Genomic DNA, 14,410 nt, shown 5'->3' with positions numbered 1-14,410 from the left:
CCCCACTCCGCTCGGCGGAGCACAGACGTTCAACGTAACGCGCCGGACACGGCCGCATTCCCGGGGAAGCCCGCAGTCGGATGGTAACGGTCCGGCCACCGCATGCGTCTGACCGCGACACCGTACACCGGGAAGACACTGTTATGTCGGACACAATCACCGAAGATCACGCGACCATGCCACCCGGCCAGAATTCCTCCGGTGCTGCTGAGGGGCGTTCACCCACCAACTCGGCGAGCCTGCGCAGCCTCCGTGCACCCGAGATGAGGTAGCGTCGTCCGTCTTCCGACACCCGGCCCGCCAGACCGGCCCGGACCAGCGCGGCTTCCACCGCGTGACGGTCCTTGGCCGGGTCGAGGCCGAGCACCCAGCCGCCGGGGCGCGGCCCGCCGGCGGCGGCCACCCACAGCCGCAGACGCGGGCCGGAGAGGAAGAGCTGCGCGGATGCGTCCGGCCAGGCACGGGCGAGAGCGTTCAACCTCCGGGAGTACGCGGTACGCACCTCGAAGACGTGACGGGGCGGCTCCGCGTCCCCGGGATCACCGATCTCCGCCCCGGTGTCGTCCGCCTCGTCGTCCGGGCCGTCCTCGGCCTGACCTGCGTCGACGGGGCCCGCGTCGCCCGGACCGGCGGAGTCCCGAGCAGCGGACGGGCCCGTGACGCCGGGCTCCTCCTCCGTCGACGGGTCCTCCGGCGTGACAATCGCCTCTTTCGCGTCGGCGAGGTCGATGGCGCGTACCCCCTGGATCGGCTCCCACGTGGCCGCCAGGCCCCGGGCGACCAACTCGCCGACCAGGACGTGCACCCGCCAGGCCGCATCCACCCGGACCGAGACGCGGGCCGTGCCCCCCATCCGGCCCAGACGTCCCGGACCGGCCAGCAGGCCGGCCAGATCGGCGGGTGAGGGCTCGGTCGTCTCGGCGCCGAACATCGACAGCTGGCGGCCACCCGGCGGGCCGGGCACGCCGCGCGGAGAGGTCTTCTTCGCCAGCGGCACCGGTGGGGGAAGGACCTCGCGCGGGATCAGCGGCCAGCCGGTCTCGGTCATCGTGTCACTGGCATTCGGGCAGGCTGTCGAAGGCCTGTCTGAGCTCGACCGACTCCAGCTTCGTCGTGTCCAGGCTGCTGCGCTCGTAATCACTGGTGAGCTGGGACACCACCTTGCCGACCTCGGTGTAGAAATCCTGCGAAGGGGCGGTGGCGAGCGCCTCGATGCCGGTGCGCGCGTGGCCGTAGGCGTCGCGGATGCCGGCAAGCGAGGACAGGAAGCCGTCGGCGATGGCCTGACCGTTGTCCACGTCGGGGACACCCGCCTGCTCCACGCCCTCCCGCGCCTTCTCGCTCGCCGTGGACGCGCCGTCGAAGAGGCGCGCCAGATTCTCCTTCGCCTGGCCGGGTGTGGTCTTGCTGGTCATCTGCTGCTGGGTGCGGCTGGTCAGGGTGTCGATCTCGCTGCGCCACGGACTCAGCGTGGTGCAGACCACCGCGGCCCAGGCGTGCGCGCCGGGCTGGGCGGAGCAGGCGGCCAACGGTGCGACGAGCACCAGGAGGAGGGCAAAGGAGATCGGTCGGACCGCGCGCATGGAAGCAGGGTACGACTCCGGTAGGACACTCCACACGCCTCGATCGGCGCGAAAAGGGAAGGCACCCGGTCACCCGGGTGCCTTCCCGGTGTCTACCTCAGACGTTGTCCTTGATCCGGGACGCCTCGGTGGTGCGGCTGTCCTGGACCGCGCGGGCGGTGTCGGCGGCGCCGGCGGCCGAGGCCGACGTGCTCTCGTCACCGAACGCGATCGGCTTGCGCTTGCTCCAGACCACCGCGGCGGTCACGATCGCCACCGCGACGAGTGCCACGCCCACCCGCAGAGGCGTGTTCGCGTCCGAGCCGTAGCTCCAGGCCACCACGGCCGGGGCGATCAGCAGGGAGACGAGGTTCATCACCTTGAGCAGCGGATTGATCGCCGGGCCCGCGGTGTCCTTGAACGGGTCGCCGACGGTGTCACCGATGATCGTGGCCTCGTGCGCCTCGGAGCCCTTGCCGCCGAACGAGCCGTCCTCCACCAGCTTCTTCGCGTTGTCCCACGCGCCGCCGGAGTTGGACAGGAAGACCGCCATCAGCGTGCCGGTGCCGATCGCGCCGGCCAGGTAAGCCGCGAGCGCGCCCGGGCCCAGCCCGAAGCCCACCGCGATCGGGGCCATGATCGCCAGCAGACCGGGGTGAGCAGCTCACGCTGCGCGTCCCGGGTGCAGATGTCGACGACCCGGCCGTACTCCGGACGCTGGGTGCCGTCCATGATGCCCGGGAACTCCCGGAACTGGCGGCGGACCTCCATCACGACCGCGCCCGCCGAGCGGGACACCGCGTTGATCGCCAGCCCGGAGAAGAGGAACACCACCGCCGCGCCGATCAGCAGACCGACCAGGCTCCGCGGGTTGGAGATGTTGAGCTGCTCCAGGATCTCGTTGCCGACGTTCGGCACCCCGGCTTCGGTCAGCGCGCTGGCCAGGCTGTTGGTGTACGACCCGAACAGCGCCGTGGCCGCCAGGACCGCGGTCGCGATCGCGATGCCCTTGGTGATCGCCTTCGTGGTGTTGCCGACCGCGTCCAGCTCGGTGAGGATCTGCGCGCCCCGCTCGTCGACGTCACCGGACATCTCGGCGATGCCCTGCGCGTTGTCCGAGATCGGGCCGAACGTGTCCATCGCCACGATCACGCCGACCGTGGTGAGCAGGCCGGTGCCGGCCAGCGCCACCGCGAACAGCGACAGCGTCAGCGACGAGCCGCCCAGGAGGAAGGCGCCGAAGACGCCCGCGCCGAGCAGGATCGCCGAGTAGACCGCCGACTCCAGGCCGACGCTGATGCCGGCCAGGATGACGGTGGCCGCGCCGGTCTGCGACGACTTGCCGATGTCCTGCACCGGACGGCGGTTCGTCTCGGTGAAGTAGCCGGTCAGCGCTTGGATGGCGGCGGCCAGCACGATACCGATCACGACCGCGCCGACCGCGACCCACTGCGGGTTCTGACCGCTGTTCAGGATGTCCTCGGCGATGCCCGCGTCACCGAAGCCGGCGAAGCTGTTCGGCAGGTAGAGGAAGCTGACCACGGCCACCGCGATCGCGGAGATCACGGCCGAGATGTAGAACGCCCGGTTGATCGCGGTGAGGCCGTTGCGGTCGCTGGCGCGCAGCCGGGTGATGAAGACACCGATGATCGCGATCAGGACACCGATCGTGGAGATGATCAGCGGGAAGATCAGACCGTCCTGGCCGAACGCGGCCGAGCCCAGGATCAGCGCCGCGACCAGGGTCACGGCGTAGGACTCGAACAGGTCGGCGGCCATGCCGGCGCAGTCACCGACGTTGTCGCCCACGTTGTCGGCGATGGTCGCCGCGTTACGCGGGTCGTCCTCCGGGATGCCCTGCTCGACCTTGCCGACCAGGTCCGCACCGACGTCCGCGGCCTTGGTGAAGATGCCGCCGCCGACCCGCATGAACATGGCCAGCAGCGCGGCGCCGAAACCGAAGCCCTCCAGGACGGTCGGCGCGTCGCCGCGGAAGATCAGCACGACCAGCGCGCCACCGAACAGGCCGAGGCCGACGGTGAGGAAGCCGACCACGCCGCCGGTGCGGAAGGCGATCCCCATCGCCTTCTCCCGCCCGCCCTGCTCGCTGGCCGCGGCCGCGACCCGCACGTTGGCCCGGGTGGCCAGCGCCATGCCGGCGCCGCCGATGAACGAGCTGAACACCGCGCCGACGATGAAGAACAGCGAGCGGCCGATCTTGACCCAGGTCTCGTTGTCGGTCTCGTGCACCGGTAGGAGGAACAGCAGGACGACCGCGATGACGACGAAGATGCCGAGAGTCTTGAACTGCCGGAACAGGTACGCCGAGGCGCCCTCCTGCACCGCGCCGGCGATCTCCTGCATCTTCGGTGTGCCGCGCGCGGTACGCAGCACCGATTGGACGAACGCGGCGGCGAAACCGAGCGCCACTAGGGCGAACACCAGCGCGATGACTACGAATGTGACGTTTGAGCCACTCAGGGAGACTCCGCCGCCTTCAGCGGCCATGAGTATCGAGCTCGCGGACATCAATGTCCTCCTGTACACCGATGGCGTCCGGGGGCGGACGAGACCACCCGGGCGCATTCCCCGGGGAGTGGGGAACGACCGACCAGACCTGCGGACGCGAGGCCGGTAAGTAGCTGACAACTCGCGTACTGTATAGGGCTTACGTGTCGGTCGTCACATGTCGCACCAGCCGTGTCGCGGCGATGAACGCCACTGTGTTAGTCCGGAGTCGATCTCGGGTACACGGGTAGCCGCCAGTGTCGGGATTCTCGCCTGACATTGCTGGTCATTTACGGAAATATCGCCCATGGTGGGCGCGGCGTCGTGCCGTACCCCCTGCGTGGTTGATCTTTTTTGGCTCGCCCGGGCCTGATCCGTCCCAGGCCCGGGCCCGACGCCCGGTGTGCGGGTCAGCGGCGGGTGACCGGCCAGACCATCCGGACCTCGGTGCCCGGCCCGTCGTCCACGGGGCGCACCTGCAGGTCGTCGACGAAACCGGCGAGCAGCGCGAAGCCGACGCCGGTGGTGAGCGCGTCGTCGGTGAGCGACTCGTCGGCCAGCTCGTCCGGCGGCAGTTTCGTCAGGCCCACGCTCGCCTCGATCGGGGCGTGGTCGATGACGCGGACGGTGTACGAGTCCGAGTCGGACATCTCGACGGTGACCAGCTCGGTCAACCCATACTGCCGGTGCAGGGTGACCGCCCGGGTGCAGGCCTCACCGATGGCGAGCCGGACCTCGTCGAGCAACTCCTCCGCGACCCCGGCGCGGCGCGCGACGGCGACGCCGACGAGCCGTGCGGTGCGCACGTGCACCGGGGCCGGTGAGAAGGAGAGTCGAACGGTAGCCATCACGAAGCGGGACCGCTGCCGTCGCGTTCCGTCGCCGCATCGACCGTCGGGAAGATCGGGAAGACCTGATCCAGCGCGGTGATCCGGAAAATCTTGAGAAGTGGCTCCTTGGCGCAGACCAGCCCGAAGGTGCCGTGTGCCGTCCGCAGCCGCTTGAGGGCGCCGACCAGCACGCCGAGCCCTGTGGAGTCGAGGAAGTCGACCCGCTCCAGATCGACGACGACGTCACGTGCCCCCGCGTCCACGAGCTCGATGAGGCGCTCGCGCAGCCGGGGGCGGTGTAGACGTCGACCTCACCGCCGACCTCGAGCACGGTGTGCCCGGCGACGATCCGTGTCGTGAGTGACAGCTCCATCGGTCCTCCTCCCTGATCTCTCCCCCCGCGAAATCTAACCACCGACCGGAAGGGGGCGACGCGTGGCACCCACCGTCCTACCCGTTTGAGGTTCGGGGCATACCGGTGTCACAGTGCAATGCGTGACCTCAACCGCTTTCGGTCCTGCTGAGCTGCTGCATCGGCTGCGGGCTCGCGGCGGCGGGACGACAGTGTCCCCGGTCACACACATCGAGCGGGTGCCCGCCCGTGAGGGCCGGACGGCGCCGTGGCCCACATGGACCGAGCCCACTGTGCGCGACGCGTTCACGGCACAGGGGATCAGCGTCCCGTGGGAGCATCAGGCGGCCGCCGCCACCCTCGCCTGGCAGGGCACACACGTCGTGCTGGCCACCGGCACCGCGTCGGGCAAGTCCCTCGCGTACCAGCTGCCGGCACTCAACGCGCTCGCCACGGACCCTAGAGCGACAGTGCTCTATCTGTCACCCACCAAGGCACTCGCCGCCGACCAGCTCCGCGGGCTGAACCGGCTCGGACTGGACGGTGTGCGGGCGGCGACGTACGACGGCGACACCCCGCGCGAGGAGCGCGAATGGATCCGGCAGCACTCGCGGTTCGTGCTGACCAACCCGGACATGCTGCACCACAGCATCCTGCCCGGCCACGGCCGCTGGGGTGTCTTCCTGCGCAGGCTGCGGTATGTGGTGATCGACGAATGCCACACCTACCGCGGCGTCTTCGGCTCGCATGTGGCGCACGTGCTGCGGCGGCTACGGCGGGCCACCGAGCGGTACGGGGCGTCGCCCACCTTCATCCTGGCGTCGGCGACGTCCGGGGATCCGGGTGGATCGGCATGTCGGCTGACCGGCGTCCCGGTGACGGAGATCACTTCTGATGCGTCGCCGCGCGGGGCGGTGACCTTCGCCCTCTGGGAGCCGCCTCTCCTCGAGAACTTCGCCGACGACGCCTCCCCGATCCGCCGATCAGCCCTGCGCGAAACCGCCGACCTGCTGACCGATGCCGTGATCGCCGGGACCAGGACGATCGCGTTCGTACGGTCCAGGCGCGGGGCCGAGGTGATCGCCTCGACGGCCCGGCAGTCGCTGAACGAGGCCGTGCCCGGACTCGGTGACCGCGTCGCCGCCTACCGGGGCGGGTACCTCCGGGAGGACCGGCGGGCCATCGAGCGGGCGCTGCTCTCCGGGGAGCTGCTCGGGCTGGCGTCCACCAACGCGCTCGAGCTCGGCGTCGACCTGACCGGGCTCGATGCCGTGCTGATCTGCGGCTACCCCGGCACCCGGGCGTCACTCTGGCAGCAGGCGGGCCGGGCCGGGCGAGCCGGTGACGAGGCGCTCGCGGTGCTCGTGGCCCGCGACGACCCGCTCGACACCTATCTGGTGCACCATCCGGAGGCGGTGTTCGGGCGGCCCGTCGAGGCGACCGTGCTCGACCCGGGGAACCCGTACGTGCTCGGGCCCCAACTGTGCTGCGCCGCCTCCGAGGCGCCACTCACCGACGCCGACCTGGACCTCTTCGGCGGGCACGGACTCGTCGAGCAGCTCACCGCCGAGGGCCTGCTCCGGCGCCGGCCGTCCGGCTGGTATTGGACGCATCGCGGGCGGCCCGAGGTCGACCTGCGCGGGACCGGCGGGGCGCCCGTCTCGGTGGTCGAGGCGGCCACCGGACGGCTGCTCGGCACCGTCGACCACGGGTCGTCGCACGCCATGCTGCACCCCGGAGCCGTCTACCTGCATCAGGGCGTCACTTTCGTGGTCGACGACCTCGACCTGGAGGACGCCATCGCGCTGGTGCGCCAGGAGGAGCCGGACTGGACCACGCACGCCCGCGACGTGACGAACCTCTCAGTGGTCGACGTGCGGTCGTATGTGGACGCGGGCCCGGTGGGGCTGTTCCTCGGCGACGTCGACGTCACCAACCAGGTCGTCTCCTATCAGCGACGGCGGCTCGGCAGTGGGGAGATCATCGACACCCGGCCGCTCGACCTTCCGGTGCGGGAGCTGCGTACGGTCGCGGTCTGGTTCACCGTGTCGCCGCAGGCGCTGACCGCCGCCGGGGTGGAACCGGGCGAGGTCCCGGGCGCTCTGCACGCGGCCGAGCACGCCGGGATCGGCCTGCTGCCACTGATCGCCACCTGTGATCGGTGGGACATCGGTGGGCTGTCCACGGCCGGCCACGCCGACACCGAGGCACCGACGGTCTTCGTGTACGACGGCCATCCGGGCGGGGCGGGGTTCGCCGAACGCGCCTACGGGACGGCGACGGAGTGGCTGCGGGCCACCCGGGAGGCGATCGCGTCGTGCGGATGCGAGGCCGGATGTCCCTCGTGCGTGCAGTCACCCAAATGTGGAAACGGCAACAACCCTCTGAACAAACAGGACGCCGTAAAAGTGCTGGATATCGTGCTCGCGGCGCTGTGATCATTTACCGCCGTTTATCGGTTACCACGCCGGGGAAGAGTCACATCTCGCCCCCGACCTGACGATCTCCATGAGTGGAAACGGTAGCCTGCGTTCCCGATGAATCGTGACCGAGCAACCACGAGCCCTCGCCTCGCCGCCCTCGACGGCCTCCGCCTGATCGCGGCACTGGCCGTAGCGGTGTTCCACCTGAGCGTCTCCTGGCGCCTCGACGGGCAGAGCCCACCGGCCTACTACCTGCCGGACCTCGCGCCGATCGCCGCCTACGGCTTCCTCGGGGTGGAGCTGTTCTTCCTGATCAGCGGCTTCGTGATCGGCATGAGCAGCTGGCGGCGCGGCCTGGGCGAGTTCTTCGTGTCCCGGGTCAGCCGCCTCTACCCGGCCTACTGGGTGTGCATCCTGATCACCGTCGCGGTCGTCACCGTCCTCCCGGTGACCGGGGGCGTGCCGATCAGCGGAGTCCCGGAAGTGCGCGAGATCGCGGTCAACATGACCATGCTCCAGGAGCCACTCGGCATTCCCGCGGTCGACACCGTCTACTGGACGCTCTTCGTCGAGTTGCGGTTCTATCTGTTGTTCGCGGCGCTCGTGGCATTCGGTCTCACGTACCGCCGGACGGTGATCTTCTGCGTCACCTGGATGATCCTCTCGGTGATCGGCCCGACCCTGGACAGCAGGATCGTCAATATCCTCGCCATCCCGGAATACGCGCCGTATTTCATCGCCGGAATAGCGATGTTCCTGATTCACCGGTTCGGCCGGTCGCCGCTGCTCTTCGCGATCATCGGCTTCTCCTGGCTGGTCGGGATCAACCGGGTGGAGCAGCGGGTCGGCACCATCGATCCCGGCTTCGAGGTCCCGACCTGGCCGGGCATCGCCATCGTGACCCTCTGCTACGTCGTGGTCCTAGCCGTCGCGCTCGGCTGGACCGACCGGATCCGCTGGTCGTGGCTCACCACCGCGGGCGCCCTCACCTATCCCTTCTACCTGCTGCATCAGCGCATCGGGTACGGCCTGATCCGGCACGCCCAGGAGCGGACCAGCCTGCCGGTGTGGGCTCTGCTGCTCGGGGCCATCGCCATCGTGCTGTGCCTGGCGTGGCTCGTGCACCGGTTCGCGGAGCGGCCCCTCAGCCGGTGGCTGCGGACGGTGCTGCGGCGGGCCATCGCTGACGTGCGGCGGGTTTCGGCCGCGGAGGCCGCCGGGGCCGCCGGGGCTATGGAGGCGACCGGGGCCACGCCGGCCACCCGAGCCGCGCAGACCGCGGGAGCAACAGGGACCTCGGCCGTAACCGGGACCCTGGCCGCCTCGGGACGGACTGCTGCGAGCCCGACGCCCGTGCCGGCCGGCGGGCACAGTGAAGGCCTCCAGGAGAGGTGGGCGCGACCCGGCCCGTCGCCGCGGCAGCCGTCGTCATCCGCCTTTCAGGACGCTTCCCGCTGATCCTCCCGAGGCTCCGCTGAGCCACTTCCCGAGGCTCGTTGAGGCGTCTCCCGGGCAGGCCGCTGACGCGTTTACACGGGCTGCCCCCGGCACGTTCTCGAGGCTGCCCGCTGACGCGCTCTCGAGGGCAGCCCGGTGAGGCGCTCTCGAGGGCCGCGGGCTTTGATGCGGGCCACCGGGATCGTCTGGCGGCGGGTGCTCGCCGGTCAACCGCCCGGCGGTGTCAGGGCCTCGCCGGGCAAGGCGGTGACCGGGCCGGCTCGGGAGGCGGCTCGGGCGCTCGCCGGGTAGAAGGTGAGCCGGACCTCGGCGTGGACCACGATCTCCAGGCCCTCGACGGCGCACCCCACCATGCGAGCGTGGTTGGCCTCGACATATCGCGCCGCCACCGCGCACGCCGCGTCCTGGCCCTCGATGGCGTGCGGACCACCGGCCAGAGCACCGAAGTCGGCCGCCCCCTTGGCCTGATGCCGTGCCACCCGGGCCGCTCCACCGGCCACGACGACGAGAGCCACCCCGATCAGCACCAGGCCCACCGCCAGCACGAAGATCGACGCCGCCCCACGGTCGTCCCGCAGCCCTTTCACGAAAGGCCCCGCCCCGCCACCCGGCGGTCGTCTCGCAGCGCACTCACGGAAGGGCCTGCCCGTCCGGCTCGCGTGCGGCCGTCGCGTCGCCGCTCACCACCGTTCCCGGCAGGTCGATGCCGAGCATGCGGACCGGCGCGGACACCTGGGCGACGACGGTCTCCGCGGTGCCGCCGACGCGTACGCTCGCGCCGTCCGGAATCAGCCCCGCCGCCGCGGTTGCGGGGGCCTCGCCGCGAGCGTCCGCCAGGGCCGCCTCCCGCGCCGCGTCGTAGCACTGCATCTTCGCCGCCATCGCGCCGATCGCGGTGAGGCCGAAGCTGAGGAGCAGTACGAGCGCCGGCAGCCCGGCCGCGAGTTCGGCGGTGAACGATCCCCGGTCGCGGCCGGGATGCCGGCGCCGTCTCACTTCAGCGCCCGGCCGATGACCCCGCTGAGCGCCGCCTGCACGGGCCCGCTGGTCAGCACCTTGAGCAGCACACCGGCGAAGGCGACCGCGGCGAGCGTGCCGATGGCGTACTCGGCGGTGCTCATTCCGGCGTCCACGGCTTCCGCCTGGAGCCGCCGGTAGCGGGCGATGAGTTTGTACACAGGACCTCCTTGTTTCCTTGCTGGTGCGGCGACGACAACGCCGCACGGGGCTTTCACTGCACGCCGCCGGGGAACGGGCGGCGCCGAGTCACAGGACGTCGCCGAGGATCGCGATCACGGTGGGCATCAGGCCGGTGAGCAGGAACGCCGGCAGGAAGCACAGCCCGAGGGGCAGCACGATCAGGACGCCGGCCCGCTGGGCTGCGGCCTCGATCGCCACCGCACGGTCGGCCCGCAGGTCACCGGCGAGGCGTTCCAGTGCTCCGGCCAGCGCGCCACCGCTCGCGCTGGAGCGGACGGCCGCCGCGACCAGCCGCTCCGCCTGTGGCACCCCGGTCAGATGCCCCCACGCCTCCGCCGGTTCGGCGCCGAGCCGCAGTGACCGGGCGGTGCGCTGGAGCCGTTCCCCGAGCGGGCCGCCGAGCGCTTCGGCGACAGCACTGATCGACCGGTCCACCGCGGCTCCACCCCGGAGGGCGGCGGCCAGCAGATCCGCGCCGAGGGGCAGATCGGCGTGGGCGTCCTGCCGTTCGCGGCGGACCTCGGCGGGTTCGCGTCCGCGCAGGAAGCGATCCGTGCCGACTCCGGCGGCCGTTCCGGCGATCAGACCCCATCCGGTGCCGATCAGACCGGCGACGGCGAGTCCGGCCGACACGGACAGCAGCAGCCGTGTCCGTTCGGTGGACGCCTGTCGCGGTGCGGGGCGGGACAGCCGGAGCCGGCCACGCGGCAGCAACAACAGGACCGCGGCCGCCACCGTGCACGCGGCCACGACGACGCCGGTCACCGGGTCACCTCGACCGGCTGCCACGGCGGAGCCGGGACGACAGGTCCGGCAGGGGTGGGGGTCGGTGAGGCGGCGGCCGCACAACTGGTGACGGCCCCGTCCGCGCCGACGAGCGCGGCCACGCAGCATTCGCGCAGCGGAACCCGGACCGGTCCGCTGGCCCGGAGCAGTGCCGCCACCCCGCAGTCCGCCGTCATCGGGTCGCTCCCTCGGTGAGCCGCTGCGCCCACTTCAGCCCGGCGAACTGGAGGACGAGCGCCGCAGCCGCGCCGGCCGCGCCGAGCGGGGTGTACAGCAGGACCCCGACCGGATCGGCGCCGATCGCGTGCCCCAGCGCGATCCCGGCCAGTGGCAGGGCCGCGAGCAGGATCGCCGTGGTCTGGGTGCCGGCCGCGTGGGCGTGGGCGGTCTTGGCCGAGCGTTCGGCGGCCCGCGCGTCCGACTCGATCCGTTCGAGCAGGTCGGCGGCGGGAGCGCCGGTACGTTCGGCGAGTCGCCACACGGCTTCGGTCAGTCGTCCGATGCGGCCGGGCGCCGTGGGCGATGTCGCGACGGCCGCCGGCGGGATACCGGCTCGCAGGTCGGCGACCAGGGACGTGAGGTCGTCGAGGTGGGTGGCCCGCTGATCGGCGGCTCGTCTCCGCCCCGATCGGCGGCGCCATTCCTGGGTGGCGAGAAGCGCGTAGACCACCGCGACGACGGTGGCGACGGGCCCGCCGTACAGGCCTGCCGGGACACCGGCCAACGCGGACGCGGTGAGCATGGATCGCCACGCCGGCCCGTCGAGAAGCCCGAGGACGCTACGCCGGAGCCCGCCCGCATCGATCCGTGACCGCCGCCCCGGAAGCCGATCGCGCGCCTGCTCCCCCGGCCGGGCGACGAGGACCGCCCCACCGATGAGGAGCACCGCCAGCACCCAGGTCACGACGACCGCCCGGGAAGGAGAGCGGCCGGAACGGTCTCCCCGCGATCGGCCAGCAGCCGTGCGAGCACCGGCGCGCCCGGCCCGGGCCCTCGATCGCGCTGCCACGCCGGAACCACGGTGGCCAGCCGGTCCGCACCGGCCGGGGCGAGCACGCTGATCGACTCCAGGTGACGGCCCTCAGCCGTACGCCGGACCTGCAGAACCACCTGGAGCGCGGCGACCACCTGGGCGTGCAACGCCGCTCGCGGCAGCCCGCCGAGCAACCCGAGCGCCTCCAGCCTGGCCGGCACGTCGGCGGGCGCGTTGGCGTGCAGGGTGCCGGCGCCGCCTTCGTGTCCGGTGTTGAGCGCGCCGAGCAGGTCGACGATCTCGGCTCCACGACATTCGCCGACGACCAGCCGGTCGGGGCGCATCCGCAGTGCCTGCCGGACCAGGTCGCTGAGCCCGATCGCGCCGGCGCCCTCCACGTTGGCGGTACGCGCCTGAAGCGCCACCACATGCGGATGCACGGGTTGGAGCTCCGCCGCGTCCTCGACGAGCACGATCCGCTCGGTCGGCGGCACGAGCCCGAGCAACGTGGCGAGCAGGGTGGTCTTGCCGCTGCCCGTCCCGCCGGTGACCAGGTACGCGAGCCGCGCCGCCACCACTCCCGTCAGCACCTCCGCCGCGTCGGCCGGAACCGTTCCGTACCGGACGAGGTCGTCGAGGCCGAAGGGCCGCTGGCGGAAGGTGCGCAGCGACAGGTGCGGCCCGTTCGTGGCGACCGGCGGGAGTACGGCGTGCAGGCGGGTCCCGTCGGAGAGGCGGGCGTCGGCGTAGGGCTGCCCGTCGTCGAGCCGCCGTCCGCACGCCGCGACGAGCCGTTGGGCGAGTCGCCGCACCTCCGCGGAGTCGGTGAACCGGATCGACGAGCGTTCGAGGCCTGAGCCCCGGTCGACCCAGACCCGGAGATCGTTGACGAGTACGTCGGTGACGTTCGGGTCGGTGAGCAGCGGGGCCAGGGGTCCGGCGCCGATCAGCTCGTCCTGGACCAGTCCGGCGATCCGCAGCACAGCCGTGTCGCCGAGCACCGCGGTGTCCCGGCGTACGGCGTCGACGACCGCGGCCGGGGTCGCCTCCCTTCCGTCGTACGCGAACCGCCGGCGCACCCGATCGGCGACCGTCATGCCACGGCCGCTTTCCCGGGCGTGCCCATGAGGTCGTCGACGAGCCGCCGGCAGAGGTCGGCGAGGGCGCCCTTGCCGTCGGCGGTGGGCGCCGTCCCCCGTTCGATGCCCTGGCACACCGACGTCTCGGGCCGCAGGGTGCCGGCCAGCGGCAGACCGAGGGCCCGGGCGATCTCGCGGGCCTTGAGCCGGCCGGGCGCCGGGCCGCGCACGACGACGGCGATGTCCTCGCAGTGGGCCGCGACGGTGGCCGCAGTGCGGGCCGCGGAGGCGGTGGCGCGTAGTTCCGCGGGGACGACGAGCACGGTCCGCTCGGCGGCCTGGAGTGCGAGCACCGCGGCGTCGTCGAGCTGCCGGGGCAGGTCGGCGACGATCACGTCACGTCCGCGGCGGGCCGCGTCGAGGGTCGCCGCCATCGCCTCGATCGGCACGCCGGGCAGTTCGTCCCGGTCGAACGAGAGCAGCACCAGCTCGCCGCGGTGCGGAAGCGCGCCGAGCAGGGTGGGCGGGTCGACGCGTCCGTCGGCGCCGGTCAGGCCGGGCCAGCGCAGCCCACCGACCTGTTCCCAACCGAGGACCAGGTCGAGGCCGCCGCCGAGCGGGTCGGCGTCGATGAGCAGGGTCCGGTAGCCGGATCGCACCGCGGTGGTGGCGAGCCCGGCGGCGAGGATGCTGGCGCCCGCGCCGCCCCGGCCGCCGATCACCGCGAGGGTGCGGCCGTCGGCCGGTGGTGCGGGCCGATCGCCGGCGGTGAGCTGGTCGACGATCCAGGGCTCGGCGGCGGGCAGGACCGCCACGTTCTCCGCGCCGATCAGGTCGGCGACCGAGAAGGCCGGGTCGGAGCGCCCGTCGAAGCCGACGAGGAACAGCCGTCTGCGACGGGGCAGACGGGCACGCAGGCACGGGATGGCCTGGTCGGCGCCGATGAGAACGAGTGGAGCGGCGGACCAGCGGGCGCGGGCGCCGGCCGGGTCGGGTGACACCTCGGCCTCGACGCCGCCCGCCGCGGCGAGGCGCAGCAGGGCGTCGAGCAGGTCCGGGTCGGCGGTCACGATCAGGGGGCGGCGCGGGGCGGGCATCGCTGACCTCCAGCGGGGACGGCGGCTTGGGGCGCCCACCGTCGCCGGACCGGCACGGCCTCGACAACCGCCGGGACCGTCCGGCTGTGGACAACGTGGACCCGTGGACAACCGCCGCCCGCCGCGACGATCTGCTAAGCGC

Annotated in this window: 12 protein-coding genes and 3 pseudogenes; 2 read left to right on the top strand and 13 right to left on the bottom strand. The window is 72.2% G+C overall.

Features of this window, described 5'->3' with window-relative positions; all coding sequences use genetic code 11:
* Positions 1-745: 745 nt before the first annotated feature.
* From ACQPZW_RS01690 to ACQPZW_RS01670, 5 genes and pseudogenes are all read right to left on the bottom strand, one after another.
* Positions 746-931 (bottom strand): annotated as a pseudogene (locus tag ACQPZW_RS01690) (hypothetical protein); the annotation flags it as partial.
* 121 nt (positions 932-1,052) lie between these two features.
* Positions 1,053-1,583 (bottom strand): hypothetical protein, encoded by a 531-nt coding sequence (locus ACQPZW_RS01685; RefSeq protein ID WP_433793082.1) that lies wholly within the window; start codon positions 1,581-1,583, stop codon positions 1,053-1,055.
* A gap of 97 nt (positions 1,584-1,680) precedes the next feature.
* Positions 1,681-4,091: pseudogene (locus tag ACQPZW_RS01680) on the bottom strand (sodium-translocating pyrophosphatase).
* Positions 4,092-4,480: 389 nt separating this feature from the next.
* Entirely contained in the window at positions 4,481-4,921 is a 441-nt protein-coding gene (locus ACQPZW_RS01675; protein ID WP_111651988.1) for an ATP-binding protein, read from the bottom strand.
* Positions 4,918-5,273 (bottom strand): annotated as a pseudogene (locus ACQPZW_RS01670) (STAS domain-containing protein). The gene ACQPZW_RS01675 and the pseudogene ACQPZW_RS01670 overlap by 4 nt, the downstream one beginning before the upstream one ends.
* A gap of 113 nt (positions 5,274-5,386) precedes the next feature.
* On the opposite strand from ACQPZW_RS01670, the gene ACQPZW_RS01665 reads away from it, so the two are divergent.
* Positions 5,387-7,690 (top strand): DEAD/DEAH box helicase, encoded by a 2,304-nt coding sequence (locus ACQPZW_RS01665; protein WP_433793081.1) that lies wholly within the window; start codon positions 5,387-5,389, stop codon positions 7,688-7,690.
* 99 nt (positions 7,691-7,789) lie between these two features.
* The gene (locus ACQPZW_RS01660; protein WP_433793080.1) at positions 7,790-9,133 is read left to right on the top strand and encodes an acyltransferase family protein; all 1,344 of its coding nucleotides are present in this window, start codon (positions 7,790-7,792) and stop codon (positions 9,131-9,133) included.
* 206 nt (positions 9,134-9,339) lie between these two features.
* Here the strand turns inward: ACQPZW_RS01660 and ACQPZW_RS01655 are convergent, their stop codons facing one another.
* The 8 genes from ACQPZW_RS01655 to ssd all read right to left on the bottom strand — a co-directional run bounded on the left by ACQPZW_RS01655 (position 9,340) and on the right by ssd (position 14,241).
* Complete coding sequence (locus ACQPZW_RS01655) at positions 9,340-9,720, bottom strand: Rv3654c family TadE-like protein (RefSeq protein WP_433793079.1); 381 nt, start codon at positions 9,718-9,720, stop codon at positions 9,340-9,342.
* 43 nt (positions 9,721-9,763) lie between these two features.
* Positions 9,764-10,129, bottom strand: a complete 366-nt coding sequence (locus ACQPZW_RS01650; protein WP_433793078.1) for a TadE family type IV pilus minor pilin — start codon at positions 10,127-10,129, stop codon at positions 9,764-9,766.
* Complete coding sequence (locus tag ACQPZW_RS01645; protein ID WP_239143932.1) at positions 10,126-10,254, bottom strand: DUF4244 domain-containing protein; 129 nt, start codon at positions 10,252-10,254, stop codon at positions 10,126-10,128. The genes ACQPZW_RS01650 and ACQPZW_RS01645 overlap by 4 nt, the downstream gene beginning before the upstream one ends.
* Before the next feature lie 145 nt (positions 10,255-10,399).
* On the bottom strand, positions 10,400-10,978 hold the full coding sequence (locus ACQPZW_RS01640) for a type II secretion system F family protein (RefSeq protein ID WP_433797386.1): 579 nt from the start codon (positions 10,976-10,978) through the stop codon (positions 10,400-10,402).
* A 116-nt stretch (positions 10,979-11,094) separates the two neighbouring features.
* Complete coding sequence (locus ACQPZW_RS01635) at positions 11,095-11,295, bottom strand: hypothetical protein (protein WP_433793077.1); 201 nt, start codon at positions 11,293-11,295, stop codon at positions 11,095-11,097.
* Positions 11,292-12,023: a hypothetical protein gene (locus ACQPZW_RS01630; RefSeq protein ID WP_433793076.1), complete on the bottom strand. Its 732-nt coding sequence runs from the start codon at positions 12,021-12,023 to the stop codon at positions 11,292-11,294. The genes ACQPZW_RS01635 and ACQPZW_RS01630 overlap by 4 nt, the downstream gene beginning before the upstream one ends.
* A complete protein-coding gene (locus tag ACQPZW_RS01625; RefSeq protein WP_433793075.1) occupies positions 12,020-13,189 on the bottom strand; it encodes a TadA family conjugal transfer-associated ATPase in 1,170 nt (389 codons plus the stop codon). Before ACQPZW_RS01625 ends, ACQPZW_RS01630 begins: the two co-directional genes overlap by 4 nt.
* Complete coding sequence (gene ssd, locus ACQPZW_RS01620) at positions 13,186-14,241, bottom strand: septum site-determining protein Ssd (RefSeq protein WP_433797385.1); 1,056 nt, start codon at positions 14,239-14,241, stop codon at positions 13,186-13,188. Before ssd ends, ACQPZW_RS01625 begins: the two co-directional genes overlap by 4 nt.
* Between the last annotated feature and the right edge of the window lie 169 nt (positions 14,242-14,410).

The sequence above is a fragment of the Actinoplanes sp. CA-252034 genome (assembly GCF_050956125.1).
GTDB lineage: Bacteria > Actinomycetota > Actinomycetes > Mycobacteriales > Micromonosporaceae > Actinoplanes.
Note: the sequence above shows the minus strand (reverse complement) of the source record. Positions and strands in the feature narration are given on the sequence as shown.

Bases quoted from the DNA above. Each gene is read 5' to 3' on its own strand.
- ACQPZW_RS01685 (WP_433793082.1), bottom strand. From the start codon at position 1,583: ATGCGCGCGGTCCGACCGATCTCCTTTGCCCTCCTCCTGGTGCTCGTC.
- ACQPZW_RS01660 (WP_433793080.1), top strand. From the start codon at position 7,790: ATGAATCGTGACCGAGCAACCACGAGCCCTCGCCTCGCCGCCCTCGAC.
- ACQPZW_RS01645 (WP_239143932.1), bottom strand. From the start codon at position 10,254: ATGAGCACCGCCGAGTACGCCATCGGCACGCTCGCCGCGGTCGCCTTC.
- ACQPZW_RS01635 (WP_433793077.1), bottom strand. From the start codon at position 11,295: ATGACGGCGGACTGCGGGGTGGCGGCACTGCTCCGGGCCAGCGGACCG.
- ACQPZW_RS01625 (WP_433793075.1), bottom strand. From the start codon at position 13,189: ATGACGGTCGCCGATCGGGTGCGCCGGCGGTTCGCGTACGACGGAAGG.